Origin of the sequence: Pseudocolwellia agarivorans (genome assembly GCF_002000085.1) — a bacterium.
Taxonomy (GTDB): Bacteria; Pseudomonadota; Gammaproteobacteria; order Enterobacterales; family Alteromonadaceae; genus Pseudocolwellia; species Pseudocolwellia agarivorans.
Map to the genome: position 1 here is coordinate 1 of NZ_MUZU01000003.1, position 19,603 is coordinate 19,603.

General features: G+C 36.1%; 15 protein-coding genes and 4 tRNA genes. 1 reads left to right on the plus strand and 18 read right to left on the minus strand.

The annotated features are described in order from the left end of the window. The 16 genes from B0X80_RS05685 to argC all read right to left on the minus strand — a co-directional run. Positions 1-103, minus strand: a 103-nt coding sequence (locus B0X80_RS05685; protein WP_245825411.1) for a GTP-binding protein, incomplete at its 3' end; no start/stop codon positions are given. Between the two features lie 70 nt (positions 104-173). Further along, a tRNA-Thr gene (locus tag B0X80_RS05690) sits at positions 174-249 on the minus strand. Positions 250-264: 15 nt separating this feature from the next. Continuing rightward, positions 265-339, minus strand: a tRNA-Gly gene (locus B0X80_RS05695). A 29-nt stretch (positions 340-368) separates the two neighbouring features. After that, positions 369-453, minus strand: a tRNA-Tyr gene (locus B0X80_RS05700). Positions 454-497: 44 nt separating this feature from the next. Next, positions 498-573, minus strand: a tRNA-Thr gene (locus B0X80_RS05705). Between the two features lie 135 nt (positions 574-708). After that, positions 709-1,428, minus strand: coding sequence for a type III pantothenate kinase (locus B0X80_RS05710; RefSeq protein WP_077338870.1), 720 nt, complete (start codon positions 1,426-1,428; stop codon positions 709-711). Next, entirely contained in the window at positions 1,425-2,402 is a 978-nt protein-coding gene (gene birA / locus B0X80_RS05715) for a bifunctional biotin--[acetyl-CoA-carboxylase] ligase/biotin operon repressor BirA (protein WP_077338872.1), read from the minus strand. Before birA ends, B0X80_RS05710 begins: the two co-directional genes overlap by 4 nt. Further along, positions 2,395-3,426, minus strand: a complete 1,032-nt coding sequence (gene murB, locus B0X80_RS05720; protein WP_175623883.1) for a UDP-N-acetylmuramate dehydrogenase — start codon at positions 3,424-3,426, stop codon at positions 2,395-2,397. Before murB ends, birA begins: the two co-directional genes overlap by 8 nt. Positions 3,427-3,502: 76 nt before the next feature. Next, the gene (locus tag B0X80_RS05725) at positions 3,503-5,656 is read right to left on the minus strand and encodes a GumC family protein (RefSeq protein ID WP_245825412.1); all 2,154 of its coding nucleotides are present in this window, start codon (positions 5,654-5,656) and stop codon (positions 3,503-3,505) included. A 5-nt stretch (positions 5,657-5,661) separates the two neighbouring features. Continuing rightward, entirely contained in the window at positions 5,662-6,168 is a 507-nt protein-coding gene (locus B0X80_RS05730) for a polysaccharide biosynthesis/export family protein (RefSeq protein ID WP_077338877.1), read from the minus strand. Between the two features lie 182 nt (positions 6,169-6,350). Then, positions 6,351-7,661 (minus strand): amino-acid N-acetyltransferase, encoded by a 1,311-nt coding sequence (gene argA, locus B0X80_RS05735; RefSeq protein ID WP_077338879.1) that lies wholly within the window; start codon positions 7,659-7,661, stop codon positions 6,351-6,353. A 28-nt stretch (positions 7,662-7,689) separates the two neighbouring features. Then, entirely contained in the window at positions 7,690-9,621 is a 1,932-nt protein-coding gene (gene argH, locus B0X80_RS05740) for an argininosuccinate lyase (protein WP_077338881.1), read from the minus strand. 2 nt (positions 9,622-9,623) lie between these two features. Next, positions 9,624-10,901 carry an argininosuccinate synthase gene (locus tag B0X80_RS05745; protein ID WP_077338883.1) on the minus strand — a complete coding sequence of 426 codons (1,278 nt, stop codon included), beginning with the start codon at positions 10,899-10,901 and terminating at the stop codon, positions 9,624-9,626. A gap of 226 nt (positions 10,902-11,127) precedes the next feature. Then, positions 11,128-12,048: an ornithine carbamoyltransferase gene (locus B0X80_RS05750; protein ID WP_077338885.1), complete on the minus strand. Its 921-nt coding sequence runs from the start codon at positions 12,046-12,048 to the stop codon at positions 11,128-11,130. Between the two features lie 92 nt (positions 12,049-12,140). Then, positions 12,141-12,923, minus strand: coding sequence for an acetylglutamate kinase (gene argB, locus B0X80_RS05755; RefSeq protein WP_077338887.1), 783 nt, complete (start codon positions 12,921-12,923; stop codon positions 12,141-12,143). Beyond that, a complete protein-coding gene (argC, locus tag B0X80_RS05760) occupies positions 12,920-13,963 on the minus strand; it encodes an N-acetyl-gamma-glutamyl-phosphate reductase (RefSeq protein WP_077338888.1) in 1,044 nt (347 codons plus the stop codon). The genes argB and argC overlap by 4 nt, the downstream gene beginning before the upstream one ends. 245 nt (positions 13,964-14,208) lie before the next feature. On the opposite strand from argC, the gene argE reads away from it, so the two are divergent. Continuing rightward, on the plus strand, positions 14,209-15,366 hold the full coding sequence (gene argE / locus B0X80_RS05765; protein ID WP_077338890.1) for an acetylornithine deacetylase: 1,158 nt from the start codon (positions 14,209-14,211) through the stop codon (positions 15,364-15,366). 273 nt (positions 15,367-15,639) lie between these two features. Here the strand turns inward: argE and B0X80_RS05770 are convergent, their stop codons facing one another. After that, positions 15,640-17,025, minus strand: a complete 1,386-nt coding sequence (locus B0X80_RS05770; protein WP_077338892.1) for a hypothetical protein — start codon at positions 17,023-17,025, stop codon at positions 15,640-15,642. Positions 17,026-17,108: 83 nt separating this feature from the next. Then, complete coding sequence (gene metL / locus B0X80_RS05775; protein ID WP_245825402.1) at positions 17,109-19,577, minus strand: bifunctional aspartate kinase/homoserine dehydrogenase II; 2,469 nt, start codon at positions 19,575-19,577, stop codon at positions 17,109-17,111. Between the last annotated feature and the right edge of the window lie 26 nt (positions 19,578-19,603).

The window sequence follows — 19,603 nt, forward strand, 5'->3', positions numbered from 1 at the left end:
CCGCTGAGATAGCAGCTGTTAACGTTGTTTTACCGTGATCCACGTGTCCGATTGTTCCAACGTTGACGTGTGGTTTATTACGTTCAAATTTTTCTTTAGCCATTTTAAAATACCCTGGGTAGATTAACAAAAGTTTAATGGTTTAAGATAAATAGATAGATGTAATCTTTGAATGGTGCTGATAGGCAGATTCGAACTGCCGACCTCACCCTTACCAAGGGTGCGCTCTACCAACTGAGCCATATCAGCATTCGATTTAAAGATTGGAGCGGGTGGCGGGAATCGAACCCGCTTCATCAGCTTGGAAGGCTGAGGTAATAGCCAGTATACGACACCCGCTAAATTCTATCTGTTTATCCTGTTAAAAATGGTGGAGGGAGGTGGATTCGAACCACCGAAGGCTGAGCCGTCAGATTTACAGTCTGATCCCTTTGGCCACTCGGGAACCCCTCCAAATTCTTATTTACTTTTTATCCGTATAAAATAAAAAGTATTAATGGTGCCGACTGCCGGAGTCGAACTGGCGACCTACTGATTACAAGTCAGTTGCTCTACCAACTGAGCTAAGTCGGCACTACATTAAGTGGAGCGAATTCTAGAGTAATGTTTTCAACCTTGCAATAGAAAAAAACAAAAAAATTCATGTTTTTTTAGGTTTAATGTGCGTTTGATGTTTTTTTACGCTGATTGTATTGGAAAACAGCACTTCTAGTATGCTGAATAACGTTTTAGACCTTCAAAAATTAGATCATCAATAATATCTACCTCTGTATATTCTATAAAAGGTAAAATTTGTTTAGCATTACCTCCTAATATAATACAACGTTTAATATTATATGCTTTTTGTGCTTTTTTTATTCCTGAGTTGATCATGCTTATGGTTGCAACCCAAGCCGCATTATTCACGCATTCTGACGTACTTTTACCGAACCCTGTATTGATAACGTGATTGACTTCAAATTTTACTTTAGATGTATTATTACTTAATTGGGATAGTAATAAGTCTACTCCAGAAAAAATCCACCCTCCTTGGTGTATACCTTGTTCATCTAATACATCAAATGTTGTTGCTGTGCCAGCATCAATAATAACAACCCCCGTCTTAGGGAAAACTATCGATGCACCTAATAATGTTAACCAACGATCGACACCTAAGGATTTAGGTTGTTTGTAACTATTGGTTATGCCAAATCGTTTTTGCTCACTTTCAATAAAAGTAACATTTATATTATATAGGCTTGCCCAGTTATTTATTAAATCAGTCAAAGTCCCTAATTTTACACTGCCTATAATAACCTTATTAGCTTGCCCCCAATGTTCTGTTAGCCATTGCTCTGTGATTTGACTATTTTCAATCACAATACGTGTATTACTTTTATCAACAAGATATTTAGTACGGGTATTACCTATATCAACATAAATAATCACTTAGCACCTCGTAAACTTACTTCTCCGCCGTATATGACCTTAATCTTACTATCAATTAACAATAATAAAGCACCTTGGTCGTTTATCCCTTTACATATACCGTGGGTTTGATTATTACCTGTTATTAATGTTACTGGTTGGTCATAAAAATAATCGAGTTTGTTCCATTCATTAACCATTTGCTCTAACCCTGAACCTTTATGTTGCTCTAAGCGATACGTTAAATACTGAATGATAGTTGCAGCCAACTCGTTTCTATTAATATTTATTGGGGTGTGTTGTTGTAAATCGGTCCAAGGTTGGTCAACTTGTTCCCCACTTTTATCTGGCATATTTAAATTTAGCCCTATACCAATAACAGCATGACATGATTCATTAGGTGTCCCTTCTAAGTCAATTAAAATACCTGCCAACTTTAAACCATTGAGATAAATATCATTTGGCCACTTTAATTGCACATCAATTTGATAAAGCGAGTTAATAGCGTCACTTATTGCTAATGCGACAATTGTGTTCAACCCCATAGCAGCCGTCATCCCCTGAGGAAGTGACCAATACATTGACATATAAATATGTGAACCAAAAGGTGAGATCCATTGCCTACCTCTTCGCCCTCTTCCTGCACTCTGGTATTCAGCAATGCACACTTGTGCATTTTGCACATGGTTAGGGATGCGCCGCATTAAATAATCATTTGTTGAGTCAATAATGTTATGTGTTTCAACCATGCAATGGATTTTTTTTGCTGCCAACTCTTTTACAATAAACTCTTTATCTAATAACTCAATAGGACTAACAAGCTTATAACCTTTACCCGTTACGCTAAAAATATCTAATCCCATTTCGGTTAAGCTCTTAATTTGTTTTGAAATAGCCGTTCGACTAACACCTATTTCATCGCCTAATGTTTGGCCTGAAATAAACTCGCCTGACGCTAATTTATTAATCAATAGCTCTTTAATTGCCTTAGCCATTTTTATACTCTACTAAATTCTTTTCGCCTTGCGGAAAAACCATTCTCACTTCAGGCTCTAAATCAATATTAAATACTGACTTAACCTTATTCGTTATATGTATTGCTAAATCAACAATATACTTACCCTGTTCAGCATTATAATTAACCAACACTAAAGCTTGTTTTTCATGCACTCCAACACCTTTATCTTGATATCCTTTTAAACCTGTTTTTTCAATTAACCAGCCAGCGGCTACTTTTACTTTACCATCACCTTGAGGATAACTAGGCATGTCAGGATATTCAGCAGTCAACATTTCCCATTGTTCACCATCGATTACTGGATTTTTAAAAAAGCTTCCTGCGTTAGGTAGCAGGTGCGGGTCAGGTAACTTTGCTTGCCGAACTTTAATCACTTCATCCATGACTTTTTTTGCAGAAACTGAAGGTGCTAAATGTTCTAAGCCTGCGTATGAAAGATTAGCTTGCCAAGCTTTAGGAAAACAAAACGTAACACTGATAATAAGACCTTTGTTTTTTAAACTGTTTTTAAAAATACTTTCTCGATAATCAAACTGGCAATCTACATGCTTATAGACCATTGTTTTTTTAGTTTTAAAATCAAACCACAAAACTTCCTGACAATAATCAGCAAGCTCTACGCCATAAGCACCAATATTTTGCACAGGTGCAGCACCTACACTACCAGGTATAAGAGCTAAATTTTCTAAACCATTAATCCTCTTTTCTATACAAAACCCTACAAAACTATGCCAGTTTTCACTCGCTGCAGCTTTTACAATAGTGCAATGTTCATGTTCTTGTATCTCAATACCTTTAAACTCAGGTTTGATAATAATAGGAGTTGTTTCTTTAACAAAAAGGGTATTAAAGCCCTCTCCTAATATATAAAAATTCGATAAAGATAAATTTGCCAGTTCGACCAAATCATCTATGGTTTTAGGAAAGTATGCGCGCGGAGCAATAGACTCAACATTAAAGCTATTGGTTTCTTTTACAGAAAAAGGGGATAGTGTTTTCATGTGGGTATCATACATATTACGCTAAGTTTTATCAGCGTTAATTATACTAAGACTTATATAATGATGTGTGAAAAAGTTACATCTGCTTACGCATTGGAAGTTTGATGATATTAGCCATATCGTTATAGTACTTATTTTGATATTTATCTGTATCAATATTCTCGCTTTGATTAATCACCACTCCTTCAATAGGCGCATTAACCTGTTTGAGCATGCGTAAACCTTGGGTTATTTGTTCTCGTTTAGTTTTAGAGCTATGAACAACATAGATAACACTATCAACAATTTTAGAAATGATCACGGCATCGCTTACCGCGTTAACAGGTGGTGTTTCAATTATAATCCTGTCGTAAAAGTTACCAAAAACTTTTATTAACATCCCAAAACGCTTCATAGATAAAAAAGCAAGTGGATTAGCAGGTGATATACCTGAAGTAAGAATATCTAATTTAACGTTTTTATCTCTGATAATACATTCATTAATCTGATGCGTTTTTGCTAATAAGTTTGAAAGACCTGGGCGATGAACATCTAAGTTTAAATTTTTAGCTACCGTTGGATGACGTAAATCGGCTTCAATTAATAGTACTTTTTCCATTTCACTAAATGAACGAGCTAAGTGAAGTGCTACAGTCGATTTACCTTCACTAGGTACTGATGATGTTACAGCGATTACTTTTGGTGGTTTTTTCTCACCATTAAATAGTAATGCTGTTCGAAGTGTTCTAACGGCCTCGGTAAAATGATTATCGTTAACTTCTGAATGAGATTTACTATTTAAATCTAATTTAAACTTCGGTAATACAGCTAAAATAGGCGCTTCTTGGAAGTTATCTAATTTTCGTCTTGAATTTAATGTATCAACTAATAACTCACGCATAATAACTACAATCGAAATAGCTAAAAACGACAATATAAAGCTAATCGCGATATATAAACTTTTATTGGGGGCAATAGGTGATTTAGGCAAAGTTGCTTTATCAATAAAACGAACATAAAAGTTTGTTTTATAGTTCCCCATGGCATCGGCTTCTTTTAGGCGAACCAGATAATTTCCATAAAGCTCTTTATTTGTATCAACCTCACGCTGAAGTTGAAAGAATTTATTTTTTAGGCGACTTAATCTTAAAAAGTCTATTTTGGCCGTTGCTAACCTTTGTTTATTTGCTTGTGCTTTTTGCACTGCTGATAAATATTGTTTTTCAATGGAGGTAATTATGTCATTTGTTTGCTGGTGAATACGAGCTTCAATAGATTCAAGTTCTGCTTCTACAGCAATTTTTTTAGGGTGTTTAGGGCCATACCTTTTAGCTAATTCAAACACCTTGCGCTCAACAATTTCTTGCGAACGACGTAATTGGACATAAGTCGCGTGACTACTCACTTCGGTTAATTCCATTAACCCTCGAATATTTTCCTTATTGTTTTGAATATATTCATAGGTCACTTTAAGGTCATCTCTATACTTTTCCGCTTTCAAAGATGATGACGTAAGCTCGGTAAGCTCCGAAGCAACTAAACCTACAATCCCTTGTATGTCGACAATGCCTTCAGATTCACGATAATCTTGCAATGCTAATTCTGATGCTTCTAATTTTTGCCCTAATTCTTCTAACTGATCAACCAACCATTGTGATGTAGTTTCTTTAGACGAATTATAAATTTCATCTTGATAATGTAGATAAGTTTCACCTATTTGATTAGCCACCTGCTTTGATAACTCGGGCGAATACGAACGAAAAGTAATTTTAACTAATTCGGTATCACCAATTGGAGAGATAGTTAAACGCTCTTTAAAAGCACTTACCACGGTGTTTAACGAGGGTGTGTTTTCATTTTTTCCCATGCTAGATAAAAAAGAAATTTTATCGTTGTACTTATTACTATTAAATTCTTCATGCGTAGATAAATTAAGGCGGGTTATTACTCTTTCAGCAAACTTTCGAGATCTGAGTAATTCATATTGAGTTTTTACCTGTTCTTTACTTGCGTTCGTTTCATTAAAAGCATTATTAATAGAAAGTGTGTTACTTGGCTTATTATTACCTATTTGTAATGTAGCTGTTGCGATAAAAGATGGTTTTAAAAGCGAAACATAAAAAGCAATTAATAGTGTAATAAGCAAAGTAAAAAATATAAGCTTCCAACGACGAACCCACAACGGCCTAAGTATTTCACTTAAAGCGATGTCTTCTACGGGTACCTTTATATTTTCTTGATTACGATTCACATTATTCAAAAAAAGCTCTGCTCTATTTTTATTATATCGTCAGGAAATATTTGAGTGGCGACATTAGCCTCTAACTTTACTGTTTTCCCATTCACTTTTCTTGTTATAGTCCAGTCTGTCAGTGAAGCCCTTGATGATAAACCGCCTGCAACAGCAATCGCTTTATCAAATGTAAGATCGTCCTGATAAGGGTAACCTCCCGGCCTATTCACCTGCCCATGAATAAAAAAAGGCCGATATTGAGAAATTGAGACTGAAACTTGTGGTGAAATTAGATAGTCACCTAATAACCCATCATATATTACTTTTTCCAATTCTTTAACTGATAAATTAATCACTTGTATATCATCCAAAAAAGGAAAAGATATAAAACCTGATTTATCAATTTTTACATGTGCTGTGAGATCGTCTTCCCCATAAACAATAATTTGAATTTTATCGCCTGGGCCTAGCTTATAATCATTTGCAAAGGCAAACTGACTAAATAACAGCAGTAAAATTAAAAAACGCATATACAACCTATTTATACAGAATTATTACTGTTTCGACCATTTGACCTTAAACTTTAATTTAAGACAAGTACACAGTAACATTTATGTCACAATCGAGTAAATAAAAGAGATATAAATAGAATATTGAATAGAGAGTACCGTTTAACACGTCACGGTACTATTAATAAGGGTAGTAGTAGGAACTATATTTCTTTAACAAAAACTTTAGATTTTCGCTGAAAGTTGTACATCTTCTTTTTATCTTCAGGCAGGCTGTCCACTGATTTTTCAATAAAACCTTGCTCTAAAAACCAATGAGCACTTACAGTAGTAAGTACAAATATAGAAGATAATTTTTTTTCTTTAGCTAAGTTTTCAAGCGTATTAATTAACCTAACACCTCTATTACCCTTTCGATAATCAGGGTGTATAGCGACACAGGCCACCTCACCTGAATTTTCTTTTGGATATGGGTAAAGTGCTGCGCAAGCAATAATAACATCTTCTTTTTTAATAACAGTGAAACGTTCAATTTCAACTTCAAGAAGTTCTCTAGAGCGCTTTACTAATACCCCTTCTGCCTCTAGTGGAGCAAGTAGCTCTAAAATACCACCAACATCATCTATTGTTGCAGTAGATATTTGCTCTTGGTAATCTTTTGCGATTAATGTTCCTGCGCCGTCACGAGTAAACAGTTCTTGTAACAAGGCGCTATCACTTTCATAATTTAAACAATGGCAACGCTCTACACCGTTCTCACTACTTTGAATAATTGCACGCATCAGTAATTGCTTCACAGGATCATCGGTTGCATCAAGTAAAGATTTAACGGTACTTACACCACAGCTTTTTATTAACTCGCCATGCTCATTCATTAACCCATCGGTATCTGTAAAGGTAATTAATTTATCAGCTTTTAAAGAAATAACGGTTTGCGTAGCTACATCTTCTAGCGATAAATTAAAAACTTCACCAGTAGATGAATATCCTACAGGTGACAATAATACGATAGAGCCAAAATCTAATTGCGTATTAATTCCTACTGTATCAATTCTTCTGACTGTACCTGTGTATTTAAAATCTACACCGTTTTTTACACCTATAGGCTTAGCAATAACAAAGTTACCCGTGCTTACTCTAATTTGTGAGCCGTGCATAGGTGAATTAACCAAGCCCATGGTTAATAGCGCTTCAATATCAAGTCGTAGTGAGCCTGTAGCATCTTTAACTGCCGATAAAGTGCCAGCATCAGTGATCCGAATATTATCTTCCATTAAGGGCTCTACTTTTTGAAGTTTCATACGCTCTTCAATTTGCGGCCTAGCCCCATGAACCAATACCAGTTTCACACCTAAACTTCTTAATAAAGCAATATCGTGAATGATATTGGCGAAATTAGGGTGCGCAACAGCTTCACCACCAAACATTAACACGACCGTTTTTCCACGGTGCGCATTAATATATGGGGCTGCATTTCTAAACCACTTAACGTTATTTTTATCGTTACTATTCATTTACAGGGTCACTACTACCTTATTTATACTATGAGCGTTGAACAATATATTCCATTGCCACTTCGTCTTCAGGGTTTTTATGAGGACTTTGTTCACTGTCTTCAATAATATTATCTGCTAACGAACTTTTCTCAATTAACGCAAAACCTAACTTAGTAAAATATTCAGGTACATAAGTTAACACTATAATTTTTTGTAATTCGATTTCATAAGCAAATTGCAATAAGTATTGAACCATTGCTTGACCTTGGCCTTGATTATGAAATACTTTATCAACCACTACCGAACGAATTTCAGCTAAGCCTTTTTGGTAAATATAAAGTGACGCACTACCAACAACTTGACCATCAATTTCAGCCACAACAAAATTTTGAATGTCGTGAATAATATTGTCTCGACTGCGTGGTAAAATTTCACCTTTGTCAGCCCAATAAGCCACTATTTCAGTAATTTTTTCTACGTCTGACATACGAGCCCGACGTACAGATAATGCTGCAGCAAGTTGTGCATTTAAACGTTGTTGAACTTGTTTTAATGCATGCTGAATTTGTACTTTACCTGGAGCACCAATAACTTGAGCATTTAAGCTCGCATTTTCGCCTGACATAGTATCAAGTGCTTTTTGAACTTGACCTGGTGAGGTTCCACCTAATACTTCACGCTTGTCTAAACAAGATTCAATAGATAAATATTGATAAACGTCGTTTTCAATTTTATCGCTAAATTCTTGTAACTGCGCCAGCGTAAAGTCTTCTAAAGCATGACCCGCATCAATAGCCGCAAGTACAGCTTCACCTACAATGTGATGAGCTTCACGAAAAGGAATATCTTTAGCAACAAGATAATCAGCTAGCTCAGTTGCATTTGAATAACCTTGTTGTGCTGCTGCTAAAGTACGAGAGCGATTAACTTTCAAACCGTCTGCAACTAACACAGCCATTTCCATAACCTCTAACCAAGTATCTAATGCATCAAACAAACCTTCTTTGTCTTCTTGCATATCTTTGTTATAAGCTAATGGTAAAGCTTTCATAGTAACCATCATGCCAGTTAACGAACCAATCACTCGGCCTGCTTTACCACGAATAAGTTCACATGCATCTGGGTTTTTCTTCTGGGGCATTAATGAAGAACCTGAGCTTACTAAATCGCTCATTTCAACAAAGCCAGCTTCACCCGAGTTGTAGAAGATTAGATCTTCAGCAAAACGTGACATATGCATCATGCTAATACTTGCAGATGATAAAAATTCAATCACATGATCACGATCTGAAACAGCGTCTAAGCTATTTAATGTTGCACGACGAAAACCTAAGTTTTGCGCTAATAAATCACGATCAACTGGGTAAGCTGTTCCAGCTAAGGCACCAGAACCTAACGGTGAAGTATCTGCACGGTATAAGGCGTCTTTTAAACGACCAATATCACGATTAAACATTTCAACATAAGCTAAACACCAGTGACCAAAAGTTACAGGTTGAGCACGTTGTAAATGAGTATAACCGGGTAATACGGTATTCTTTTCACGCTCAGCTAAGTCCATCATGGCTTGTTGTAAATTAACTAATGCTAGTAATAATTCACCGCCCGTTTCTTTACACCATAATTTCAAATCTGTTGCTACTTGGTCATTACGGCTACGGCCAGTGTGTAACTTTTTCCCTAAATCACCTGTCGCTTCAATTAATTTGCCTTCAACCCAACTATGAATATCTTCAGCATCTGAAGTTAAAATTTGTTCTGGATCAGCTTCGACTGATGCTTTTAATTCGTTAAGCGCTTCAACTAAACGTGTATGTTCATCTGCGCTTAATACGCCAACACTGTGTATGGCCCCCGCCCAAGCGATTGACCCTACAATATCTTGCACTGCCATGCGGTAATCCACAGGCAGTGAGTCATTAAACTTTTTAAACTGTACACTCGCTTCGCCTTTAAAGCGGCCGCCCCATAATGCCATGCTTAGCTATCCTTATTTTCTGAAGGAGAAGATTCTAACTTACTGCCTTTTTGAGAAAGCGCCGTTATACGGCTAGACAAGCTGAATAAACGAATAAAACCTTCTGCATGTTTTTGGTCATACACATCATCTGCACCAAATGTTGCAAATGCTTCTGAGTATAAAGAGTTAGGTGAACGACGTTGTGTAACTTGTGCCGTACCTTTATACAGCTTAACCACAACATCACCTGTTAATTGTTCAGCAAAAGATGCCGCGCCAGCAAGTTGAGCTTTAGCTAGTGGAGTGAACCAACGACCGTCATAAATAACATGTGAAAATTCTAAGCCGATTGACTCACGGTATTTTAATGACTCTTTATCTAGAATTAATGTTTCTAAACCTTTATAAGCTGCCATTAAGATTGTGCCACCCGGAGTTTCATAACAACCACGAGACTTCATACCTACTAAGCGGTTTTCGACGATATCGATACGACCAACACCATGTGCAGCACCTTTAGCATTTAAGTACATAAGTGCATCGTGAGCTGGAGAGCCATTTTCAGTAAATTCTTTACCATCTACTGATACTAACTCACCTTTAACAAAGCTTAGTTGAACACGTTCAGCTTCATCAGGAGCATCCATTGGATCTACCGTCATAGTCCAAACTTCTTTTGAAGGCTCACACCAAGGGTCTTCTAACTCGCCACCTTCGTGTGAAATGTGCCATGCGTTTGCGTCACGGCTATAAATTTTAGTTAATGAAGCTGAGCATGGAATGTTACGCTCGGCTAAGTAATCTAATAAGTCTTCACGAGAAACCATGTCCCACTCACGCCATGGAGCAATAACAGTTAGCTCTGGTGCCAATGCAGCAAAACAAGATTCGAAACGAACTTGGTCGTTACCTTTACCCGTACAACCATGACATACTGCGTCTGCACCTACTTTTAAAGCAACTTCAACGTGCGCTTTAGCAATAACTGGACGCGCCATTGAAGTACCTAATAAATATTGGCCTTCGTATACAGCACCTGTTTTAAGAATTGGGTAGATGTAGTCTTTAACGTATTCTTCTTTAAGATCGACAACATGACATTCAGAAGCACCTGAAGCGATTGCTTTTTCTTGAATACCTACTAATTCTTCTTCGCCTTGACCAACATCGGCACAAAAGGCAACAACTTCACAACCTTCATAGTTTTCTTTCAACCATGGAATGATTGCTGATGTGTCTAATCCACCTGAGTACGCGAGTACTACTTTTTTAATTTTTTTCTTTGCTGCTAAAGCCATTTTTTATATTCCTTAATCTTTGTAATCGGCATTTATACGGCTTGAAATGCCGGTTACTTTGATTACAAACTGTTTAATTTAAATTTTAATTTACCGTCTATATCAAGTCAGTAAATATGATTAGTTTTGACCGAATACTATGTTTATATAACTTGCTACAAAAGTAAAAAAGTACAATATCAATAAGCACTTTTTTCGTCATTGTCTCAAATAATTAGCATAGTATTTAATCAGCCAGAAGAGTGACTAGAACAGCGTTTTGTGCCCACATTCTATTTTCTGCTTCTTGGAAAACAACTGACATTTCACTATCAAATAATTCTTCGGTGATCTCTTCACCTAAATGAGCAGGCTGACAATGCATAACAACATTTGCCCCCGCTTTATTCATTAATTCGTGATTAACCTGATAAGAGGCAAACTTTTCTAATATTAAAGCTTTTTTGGTAGGATCTTCGTCCCCCATAGAAACCCAAGTATCAGTATAAATAGCATCTTGCTGACCAAGTTCATCAATGTTATTGGTGTAAGAAAATTTGGCTCCTGATTGTGCTGCAAAACTTGTTGTTTTAGCGAGCATTTCTTTACTCGGACCATGACCTTCAGGACATATCAAAGTAAAGTCTACACCTAACGTAGCAGCCATTAACATTAATGAATTTGAAACATTATTACCATCACCAATATAAGCAAGTTTTACTTTTTCTAAGTCGTCAAAATTTTCCGATAACGTAACAAAGTCAGCTAACGACTGACAAGGATGGTATACGTCACACAAGGCATTAACAACAGGCACACTAGCATGTTTTGCTAGACCTTCAATTGAATCATTACTAAATACACGAGCAACAATAGCATCCGCGTAACACGACAAATTATTTGCATAATCACTAATACGTTCACGTTCGCCTAATTTACCATTTTGCTGTCCTAAATATAAAGCATGTCCGCCAAGTTTATTAATCCCCATATCGAAACTTACATGAGTACGTAACGAAGGTTTTTCAAAAATCATAGCAACTGATTTACCCGCTAAAGCTTGTGCATAGTCAGCAGGGTTTGTTTTAATTTTTTTAGCAAGCTCGATTAGTTCAAGTGTTTGCTTTTTACTTAGCTGATCATCAGCTAAAAAATTCTGTAAAGACATACGAGTAACCTTTTAAGTGTTATGCGACATCAATGACATTTCGCGCAATAAGTTATAACGTAATAAATAACCTGAGCTCAGGATAAATACGTTTAGTCAGCTAAAATACGGGTGCCTATATTGTCACCTTTGATCAAATTTACGATTTGATCAGGAGACTGCCAGCTGGCAACCGCGATGCTTCGTCGTAACTGATTAGCAGCTAATAACGCTGCATTTACTTTTGCTGTCATACCGCCAGCAATAACACCTTGTTCAATTAATTGGGCAGCTTGTTTACTACCAAGCTCTACTAACCACTCACCTTCTGCACCTTTAACACCCGGCACATCGGTTAATAGTAATAATTCTGCTTCTAATAATTGGCAAATAGCAACCGCTGCATCGTCAGCATTTACATTAACCAATTGACCATTATCTAACGTGCCAATTGAAGACACAACAGGGAAAAAGTTATTAGCTAATAACGTTTTTAACAAAGTACTGTTATTGGGGCTTGGATCCCCAACGCTTCCTAACTCGGCGTCAGCTAATGTACAACTTACCATGTTGCCGTCACCTAATGATAACCCTACCGCAGCAAGACTTAATTGATTTGCTTCAGCAACAATAGTTTTATTTACATACCCAGCTAGCGTGCCAGCAATAACAGGTATCTGTTCAACTGGAGTTATGCGTTTACCGTCTTTTTTTTGGGTTGTAAAACCCGCTTGTGCTAACTGCGTATCAACAGAACTACCGCCGCCATGCACTAATACAATTTGTTGCTTATCCAATTTAGCTAATTCAACAAATAACGCGTTTAATGCGGATTTTTTTTCAAGAATAGCTCCGCCGATTTTAATCACTAAAGGTTTCATTATCGCTTTTTTCATGACTTAACGCCTACATTAGGAATTAAGCCGTATTCACTCGGTAATCCCATCGTTAAGTTAGCACATTGAACCGCTTGTGATGCTGCACCTTTTAATAAGTTGTCTATTGCTGTACTTACTACCACAACCTGCTTTTCAGCATCATATTTCCAGTGAATATCAGCAAAAGGCGTATAAGCAACATTATCAATTTTTGGCCATGTTGCCGCAATACGTACTAATGGTTTATCGTCATATGCATTATGATAAGCCTGATTAACTTGCTCTTCATTTACACCTGCTTTTAATTGTAACGTTACTGTTGATAATAGCCCTCGTTTATAAGGCGCTAAATGCGGATTAAAAATAACTTGAGCATTGGCTTCCTGACTAATTTCTGGCTGATGCCTATGCTGTAAAATATTATATGGCGTTAAGCTTACTTCATTAAAGCTAGTACCTAATGATGCTTTACGACCTGCACCCGATACACCGCTAATGCCGTTTACAACAATTAAAGAATTTTCAATATGTAGATTATTCGCTGTAATAGGTTTTAAACCTAATAAACTTGCTGTTGGATAACACCCCGGCACGGCAACAATTTTAGAATCTGCAAACGATTCATCTAACCATTCAGCCAAACCATAATTAGCTTGATCTAACGCAGATAAATTTTTATGTTCAAAACCATAATAGGTTGGGTAATCAGCTGCATCTTTCAAACGGAAGCCACCAGATAAATCAAATACTTTGACACCTACATCTAAAAAGATATTGGCCCATTCAGCGCTGTATTCATGAGGTGTAGCAAAAAATACTGCATCAATTTTATCTGCAGAGTTTTTAATATTTTCATCAAACCAAGTTGGAGAGAATGCTTGTAAAGGCAAATCACAAACACCTTGGTATTTAGCATGAAGATCTGAAAATAATAAACCTTCAGATGAACTATTTTCTGACACCAAAAGATGAACAATTGATATTTTATTGTGAGCCGTTAATAAATTAATTAACTCAGCACCAACGTAACCGCTAGCTCCAATAATGGCGACTTTCATACTATTCCTTAAAACGATTTGATATTCGCAATAACTAAAAGGCAATAACACTTATTTTTATTAAATAAAACAGGATGTTAAATAAGAATTTAAAAAATCACAAAAAGGTAGGATTTTTCTCTCTGTATTTTTCCGTGGCGTTATTGATTCAGGTTATCTACACTAGGGTAGCATATTATCATTCGATAACTAGTTATGCAACAAATCAGCATAACTACCCAAAAATAACTTTTAAGACGAATAGTATGAAAAATGTACCTAATTTTACGACTGCACTTAGAGAATTAATCTCAAGCCCATCTATTAGCTCAAGTCAAGAAAGTTGGGATCAAGGCAATAAAGAAATAATTCATTTATTATCGGGCTGGTTTGAATCTTTAGGTTTCAGCATTAGTATTCAAAAAGTCCCTAATACGCGTGATAAATATAATTTATTGGCAAAACTAGGTTCTGGAGAAGGTGGACTATTACTTGCTGGCCACAGTGACACGGTTCCTTTTGATGAAAACAGATGGCAATCAGATCCCTTTTCAATCATAGAAAAAGACAATAAGTTTTTTGGTTTAGGCACCTGTGATATGAAAGGCTTTTTCGCTTTTATTTTACAAGTATGTAAAGACTTAGATCCTAAGAAACTTCAAAAACCTTTATATGTATTAGCTACCGCTGATGAAGAAACAACTATGGCTGGCGCCCGTTTCTTCTCACAAAATCAAGAAATTAAACCTGATGTCGCTATTATTGGAGAACCCACTAATTTAGTTCCTATTATTATGCATAAAGGGCATATGTCTCACAGAATAAGTGTTGAAGGGCAGTCTGGTCACTCAAGTAAACCAAGCTTAGGTGTAAATGCAATTGAAATAATGTATCAAATAATTGGTGCGCTACTTACCTTAAAAGAAAATTTAGCGCTTAACTATAATAATAATGCATTTGATGTATCTGCGCCTACGCTAAATTTAGGAGCAATTAAAGGCGGAGATAATTCTAATCGTATATGCGGGCACTGTGATTTAGATATAGACATGCGTTCATTACCCGGTATGACAGATGATGAATTAATTACTTGTTTAACTGACGCACTCAAGCCCTTAGCAGAGAAATACCCAGGGAGAATAACAATTGATGAACTTCACCCTAGCTCTCCTAGTTTCGAACAAACTCAACCCAGTGATTTAATTGAGTCTGCCGAACATTTTTCAGGGCATAAATGTTGTGCTGTAAATTACGCGACTGAAGCCCCCTTTATTCAAGAATTAGGTTGCCAAACTATAGTGATGGGCCCTGGTTCAATAGATCAAGCTCATCAACCAAATGAATTTTTAGCCTTATCTGAAATAACAAAAACAGAAGCATTACTGGTTAAGATGATCAGCAAGTACTGCTTAAAAAATAAATAACTCGAACTCGGGATAATGGATTTTGTAATTTATAAATAAAAGATAATAAACATAAATACTATCCAAATAACATGGTATTAACCTACTAATGTTGAAATTTATTTAACAAGGCATTTTTATTCCCGATAAAAACCAAGTATCGCATCCATGCAGGCAACGACGTTAGGTGATTAAATAGTAATATTAGGCATAATTGCTTATCCCCAATTCGGGTTAAATAGATATGAACAATTGATTATTTATATTAAGAGAACGTAAGAACAAATAGTCAGTCTATTTGTTCCATAATTTTTGATGCGCTTTTATTGAAAAATATTCATTAGCAAACCAGCAACGAGGGATCAAATCAAGTTCTTTGCGTTCAGTATAGTTTGAAGATAATAATGCTAAGATTTCGTTTAGCCTTTCCTTACTAATTTTACTTAATTTTTTCGCTGCTTCAGGAAAATGTAAATTACGCTCTTTTGACACAATAATATCTTGACCAAAAGAAATAAACGCTAAGTTCCTTGTTGCTGTTCTACAAATGGGTAATTCAGGATTTTCTGGGTATAAATGCTTAACAATTGCATATTCATAACTAAATTGCATTTCTCCATGAATATTTTCGGCAATGTAGGTTACCCCGTAACCCAATGGAAAAATTCCGGTGATAGTGCGTAAAGCATCAACAACCAGTTGGTAACAGACCCCCTTTTCCGCATTTTTATCAAGTACCTGATACACTTTAGGTAAAAGCTTATAATCATATTTCGGTTTTGTTGATAAGATCATTGAAGTGTAAATTTGAGGGACTTTAAGTAAATTACCTATGCCTTTTTTAGGGCTAATACTGCTTTTTAATAACGTTTTAATAAAAACTAGTTTACGTTTTTCAGCTTCATCAAAAGCTTCACGTTCGTCTCTTAAATTCCCCACATATTTTGCCCGGCCAATACCGTCTATCAAATATTTAACCGTTTCTCGATAATCAATTTGAAGTAACTTTTTTCTTTTTTCAACATCTAACATTCTAAACGGGTTTTCTGTTCCGCTCTCACCTTTTAATATAAGCTGTGCTTCTGGGTGATTATTACCTATATCTTGCAATAAAGCGGCCTTTATCAAAGGGAGCTTGACCTCTTCAACAAATCGCTTAAACCCTGCAGGATCAATGCGAGAAAACATTGTATATTTTTGTGGTGGAATATTTGCTAAACGCTCTTTAATGTAGATTTCTGTAATCGCATTATCAATACATAATCTATCTAATAATCTTAAACATAATACGGCTTTGTATAAGGGCTTATTGAGTTCGTTAGATAAGGCGACTTTACTCCCTTCACTAGGGCTAAGCAATTGAATAGTCGCAAGCACTTGTGAAGATTTACGATTATCTTCAGCAAATGTTTCACCTTCAGATAATGAAAGAATATCTCTACATAGCTTATCTAAATGTTGGTGCCTTTTTTCTCGTTCAAGCTCTCTATGCATTAATTCTTTATCAAGCTTAGCTTGTGATTTTACCGTTTCAGATTCATCAATATTTTGTTCTAAAAAGTAAGCAATGGCATAGTCAAGCATAGATTCTTTTTCATAACTTTTACCGAATATTTGCCGTGAGAGTGTTTTCACACTCGTAGTAAAGTTTGTATCTTGAGTCTGCTTTGATAGGGCCATGTAGAAGATCTATTTGAAATATTAACTATAACGTTAGTAAAAAATTAAAAAGAGACAAGTAAATAAAGAATTTATTTTAATAATCATAACGCAATACCTTTTAATTTTACTTGTTGCTGTTTATGCATAAGTTGCTTACAAATAATAGCAAGATCTGAGTGTAAACCTGCCGCAGTAACATCTCTCCCAGCTCCTGCTCCTCTAATCATTAAAGGATTGTCTTGATAACATTGACTAACAATCTTAAAAATATTATCGCAAGGGGTAAGATTAGCAAAAGCATCTGTTTTCGGGAGTATTTCTAAGCTGACTTTAGCTTTAATATTGGCTTGATTGTCATTTTCACAACTCAATGACGCGACATAGCGGATACAAGCATTTTGATTATTAGCTTCAGTAAGCTTATCTGAAAAATAGGTATCAAGCTGCGCAGCTTGAGCAAGAAAATCTTGTGTAGCTAAGTTTTGTAAATGCTCTGGTACTAAATTTTGGCAATCTATATCATCAAGAGAAAGCTCAAAGCCTGCTAAACGGGCTAAAATGAGTAACTTACGCTGTACATCTCTACCTGATAAATCTTCACGCGGATCGGGTTCGGTTATCCCTTGTGCCAAGGCTGATTTTAGCAATTCAGAAAAAGGCACTGAGCCATCATAAGTTTCAAATAACCAAGAAAGGGTCCCTGAAAATATTCCTGAGATTTCTTGAATAGAATCACCACACTCTAATAAATTGGCAATAGCAAAATTTACAGGTAAACCAGCCCCTACGGTTGTATTACCTAACCATAAGCTATGCTGTTTTTTAGCGGTAGCCACTAATTTATTATACTGAGATGTCGAAGAGGATGCCGCCCACTTATTCGCACCAATAACATGAATACCTTGTTCAAAAAACGCTTGATATAACAAGCTAAAAGTTTCACTTGGCGTTATATCTACCACGATAAGTTCATCGTATGGGTGATTAGCTAGCCACGAGAGTAAGTCATCCTGATCATAAGGTTTAGCATCACTTTCGTAGAGAGATAAAGCTTGAGTGACATCAATCCCGTCGCTTTGAATTAATGCTTTTTTAGAAGTTATCAGTCCAACTACGTGAACATTTTCAAGTGCTGGAATACGTTCAACTTGCGCAGGTAACATCTCTAAAAAACGTGCTCCAATGTTACCCAACCCGGCAATAACGACACCAATATGACGAGCATCTTTTGTCATGTCGTGATGAATATTATTTACCATTTCTCCACTACATACCTGAGGCAAAATAGAAATTAAGCTATGCTCATTAGTAGAGCTAACAATATGAATAGGAAGGTATTTTTTTAATGCGCGTTTGAATCGCGCTTTTACATCACCATGTTTAGATACTTCATGCCCTACCACGGCTAAAATTGAAACGGGAGTAAATGACACCTCAGTATCATGACTTGCTAGCCACTGACTTAATGCCTTTTGTTTATCTTGTGTGATCACAATAAAACCGGTGTCAATATCTGAACAAATAGCAGAAAACTGTTTAATAGCTAACTCACCATACGATCCAGTTAAGCTAATAGATTGAGCTAAAATTAAATCATTAAGATAAGTGACTGAAAGTTCAGATTTAGCAATTTGACCAAATCGTCCGATTTCAGTACCACTTGTATAAGGATCATAACTGCTGGCTATATGTAAATGCGTACTATGATTTTCAAGCGGCTGTAACGTTTTTGCATGCAGTACCGGGTTACCTAGTCGCCCTAGTTCTTTAGCAACACCATTAGGTAAACGATGTAATTTTCGTGCTAACGGTACAATACGGGGATCTGCGCTATAAATACCATCAACATCCGTCCAAAGTGTTACATTTAAAGCACCCACCAATGAAGCAACAATAGTAGCCGAGTAGTCACTGCCGTTTCGCCCTAAGGTACAATTTTCTCCAGCTGCATTTTTAGCGATATAACCGGTTATTACAGCTAATTGTTTAGCTTGTAATAAGGTATTAAATTGCTGATGACTCAAGATATCGTCTACTACACAATTTTGGTCATTATTTACCACAAGAAAATCGCGCGAATCAATATAATAACTTGCACATACACGCTCATTCAGTACCGCAGATAATAAGCGTGCTGACCACACCTCACCAAGCGCAAGTATATTCGCTTCATTCTTTTCTACGTGATTAAGGTCAGTATGAGCAACCCAGCCCTTTAACGCTTCTATATCTTGAGTCAGTAATTGTTCTAATTGATTTGAATGTTTTGATACTAAACTATTAATTAAAGACAATTGAGCCGTTTGTAATGCAGTAATAGAATCATTTAACGCTTCTGACGATTCAATAGCTTGCTGATATATAGCCACTAGTGCATCAGTTGTTTTTCCATTAGCTGAAACCACAACAAAATCATTTAACTTACAATGATTTTTAATAATGTTAACAACACGCTCTATACACTCAACATTAGCTAAGCTACTACCACCAAATTTGTGCACATGTACTGCGTGTTTAGCTAATTGATTTTTTTCACTAACTAATTGTTCAATATCATTTACTGAATTCATATTTACCAACATCAATTGTGTTTATT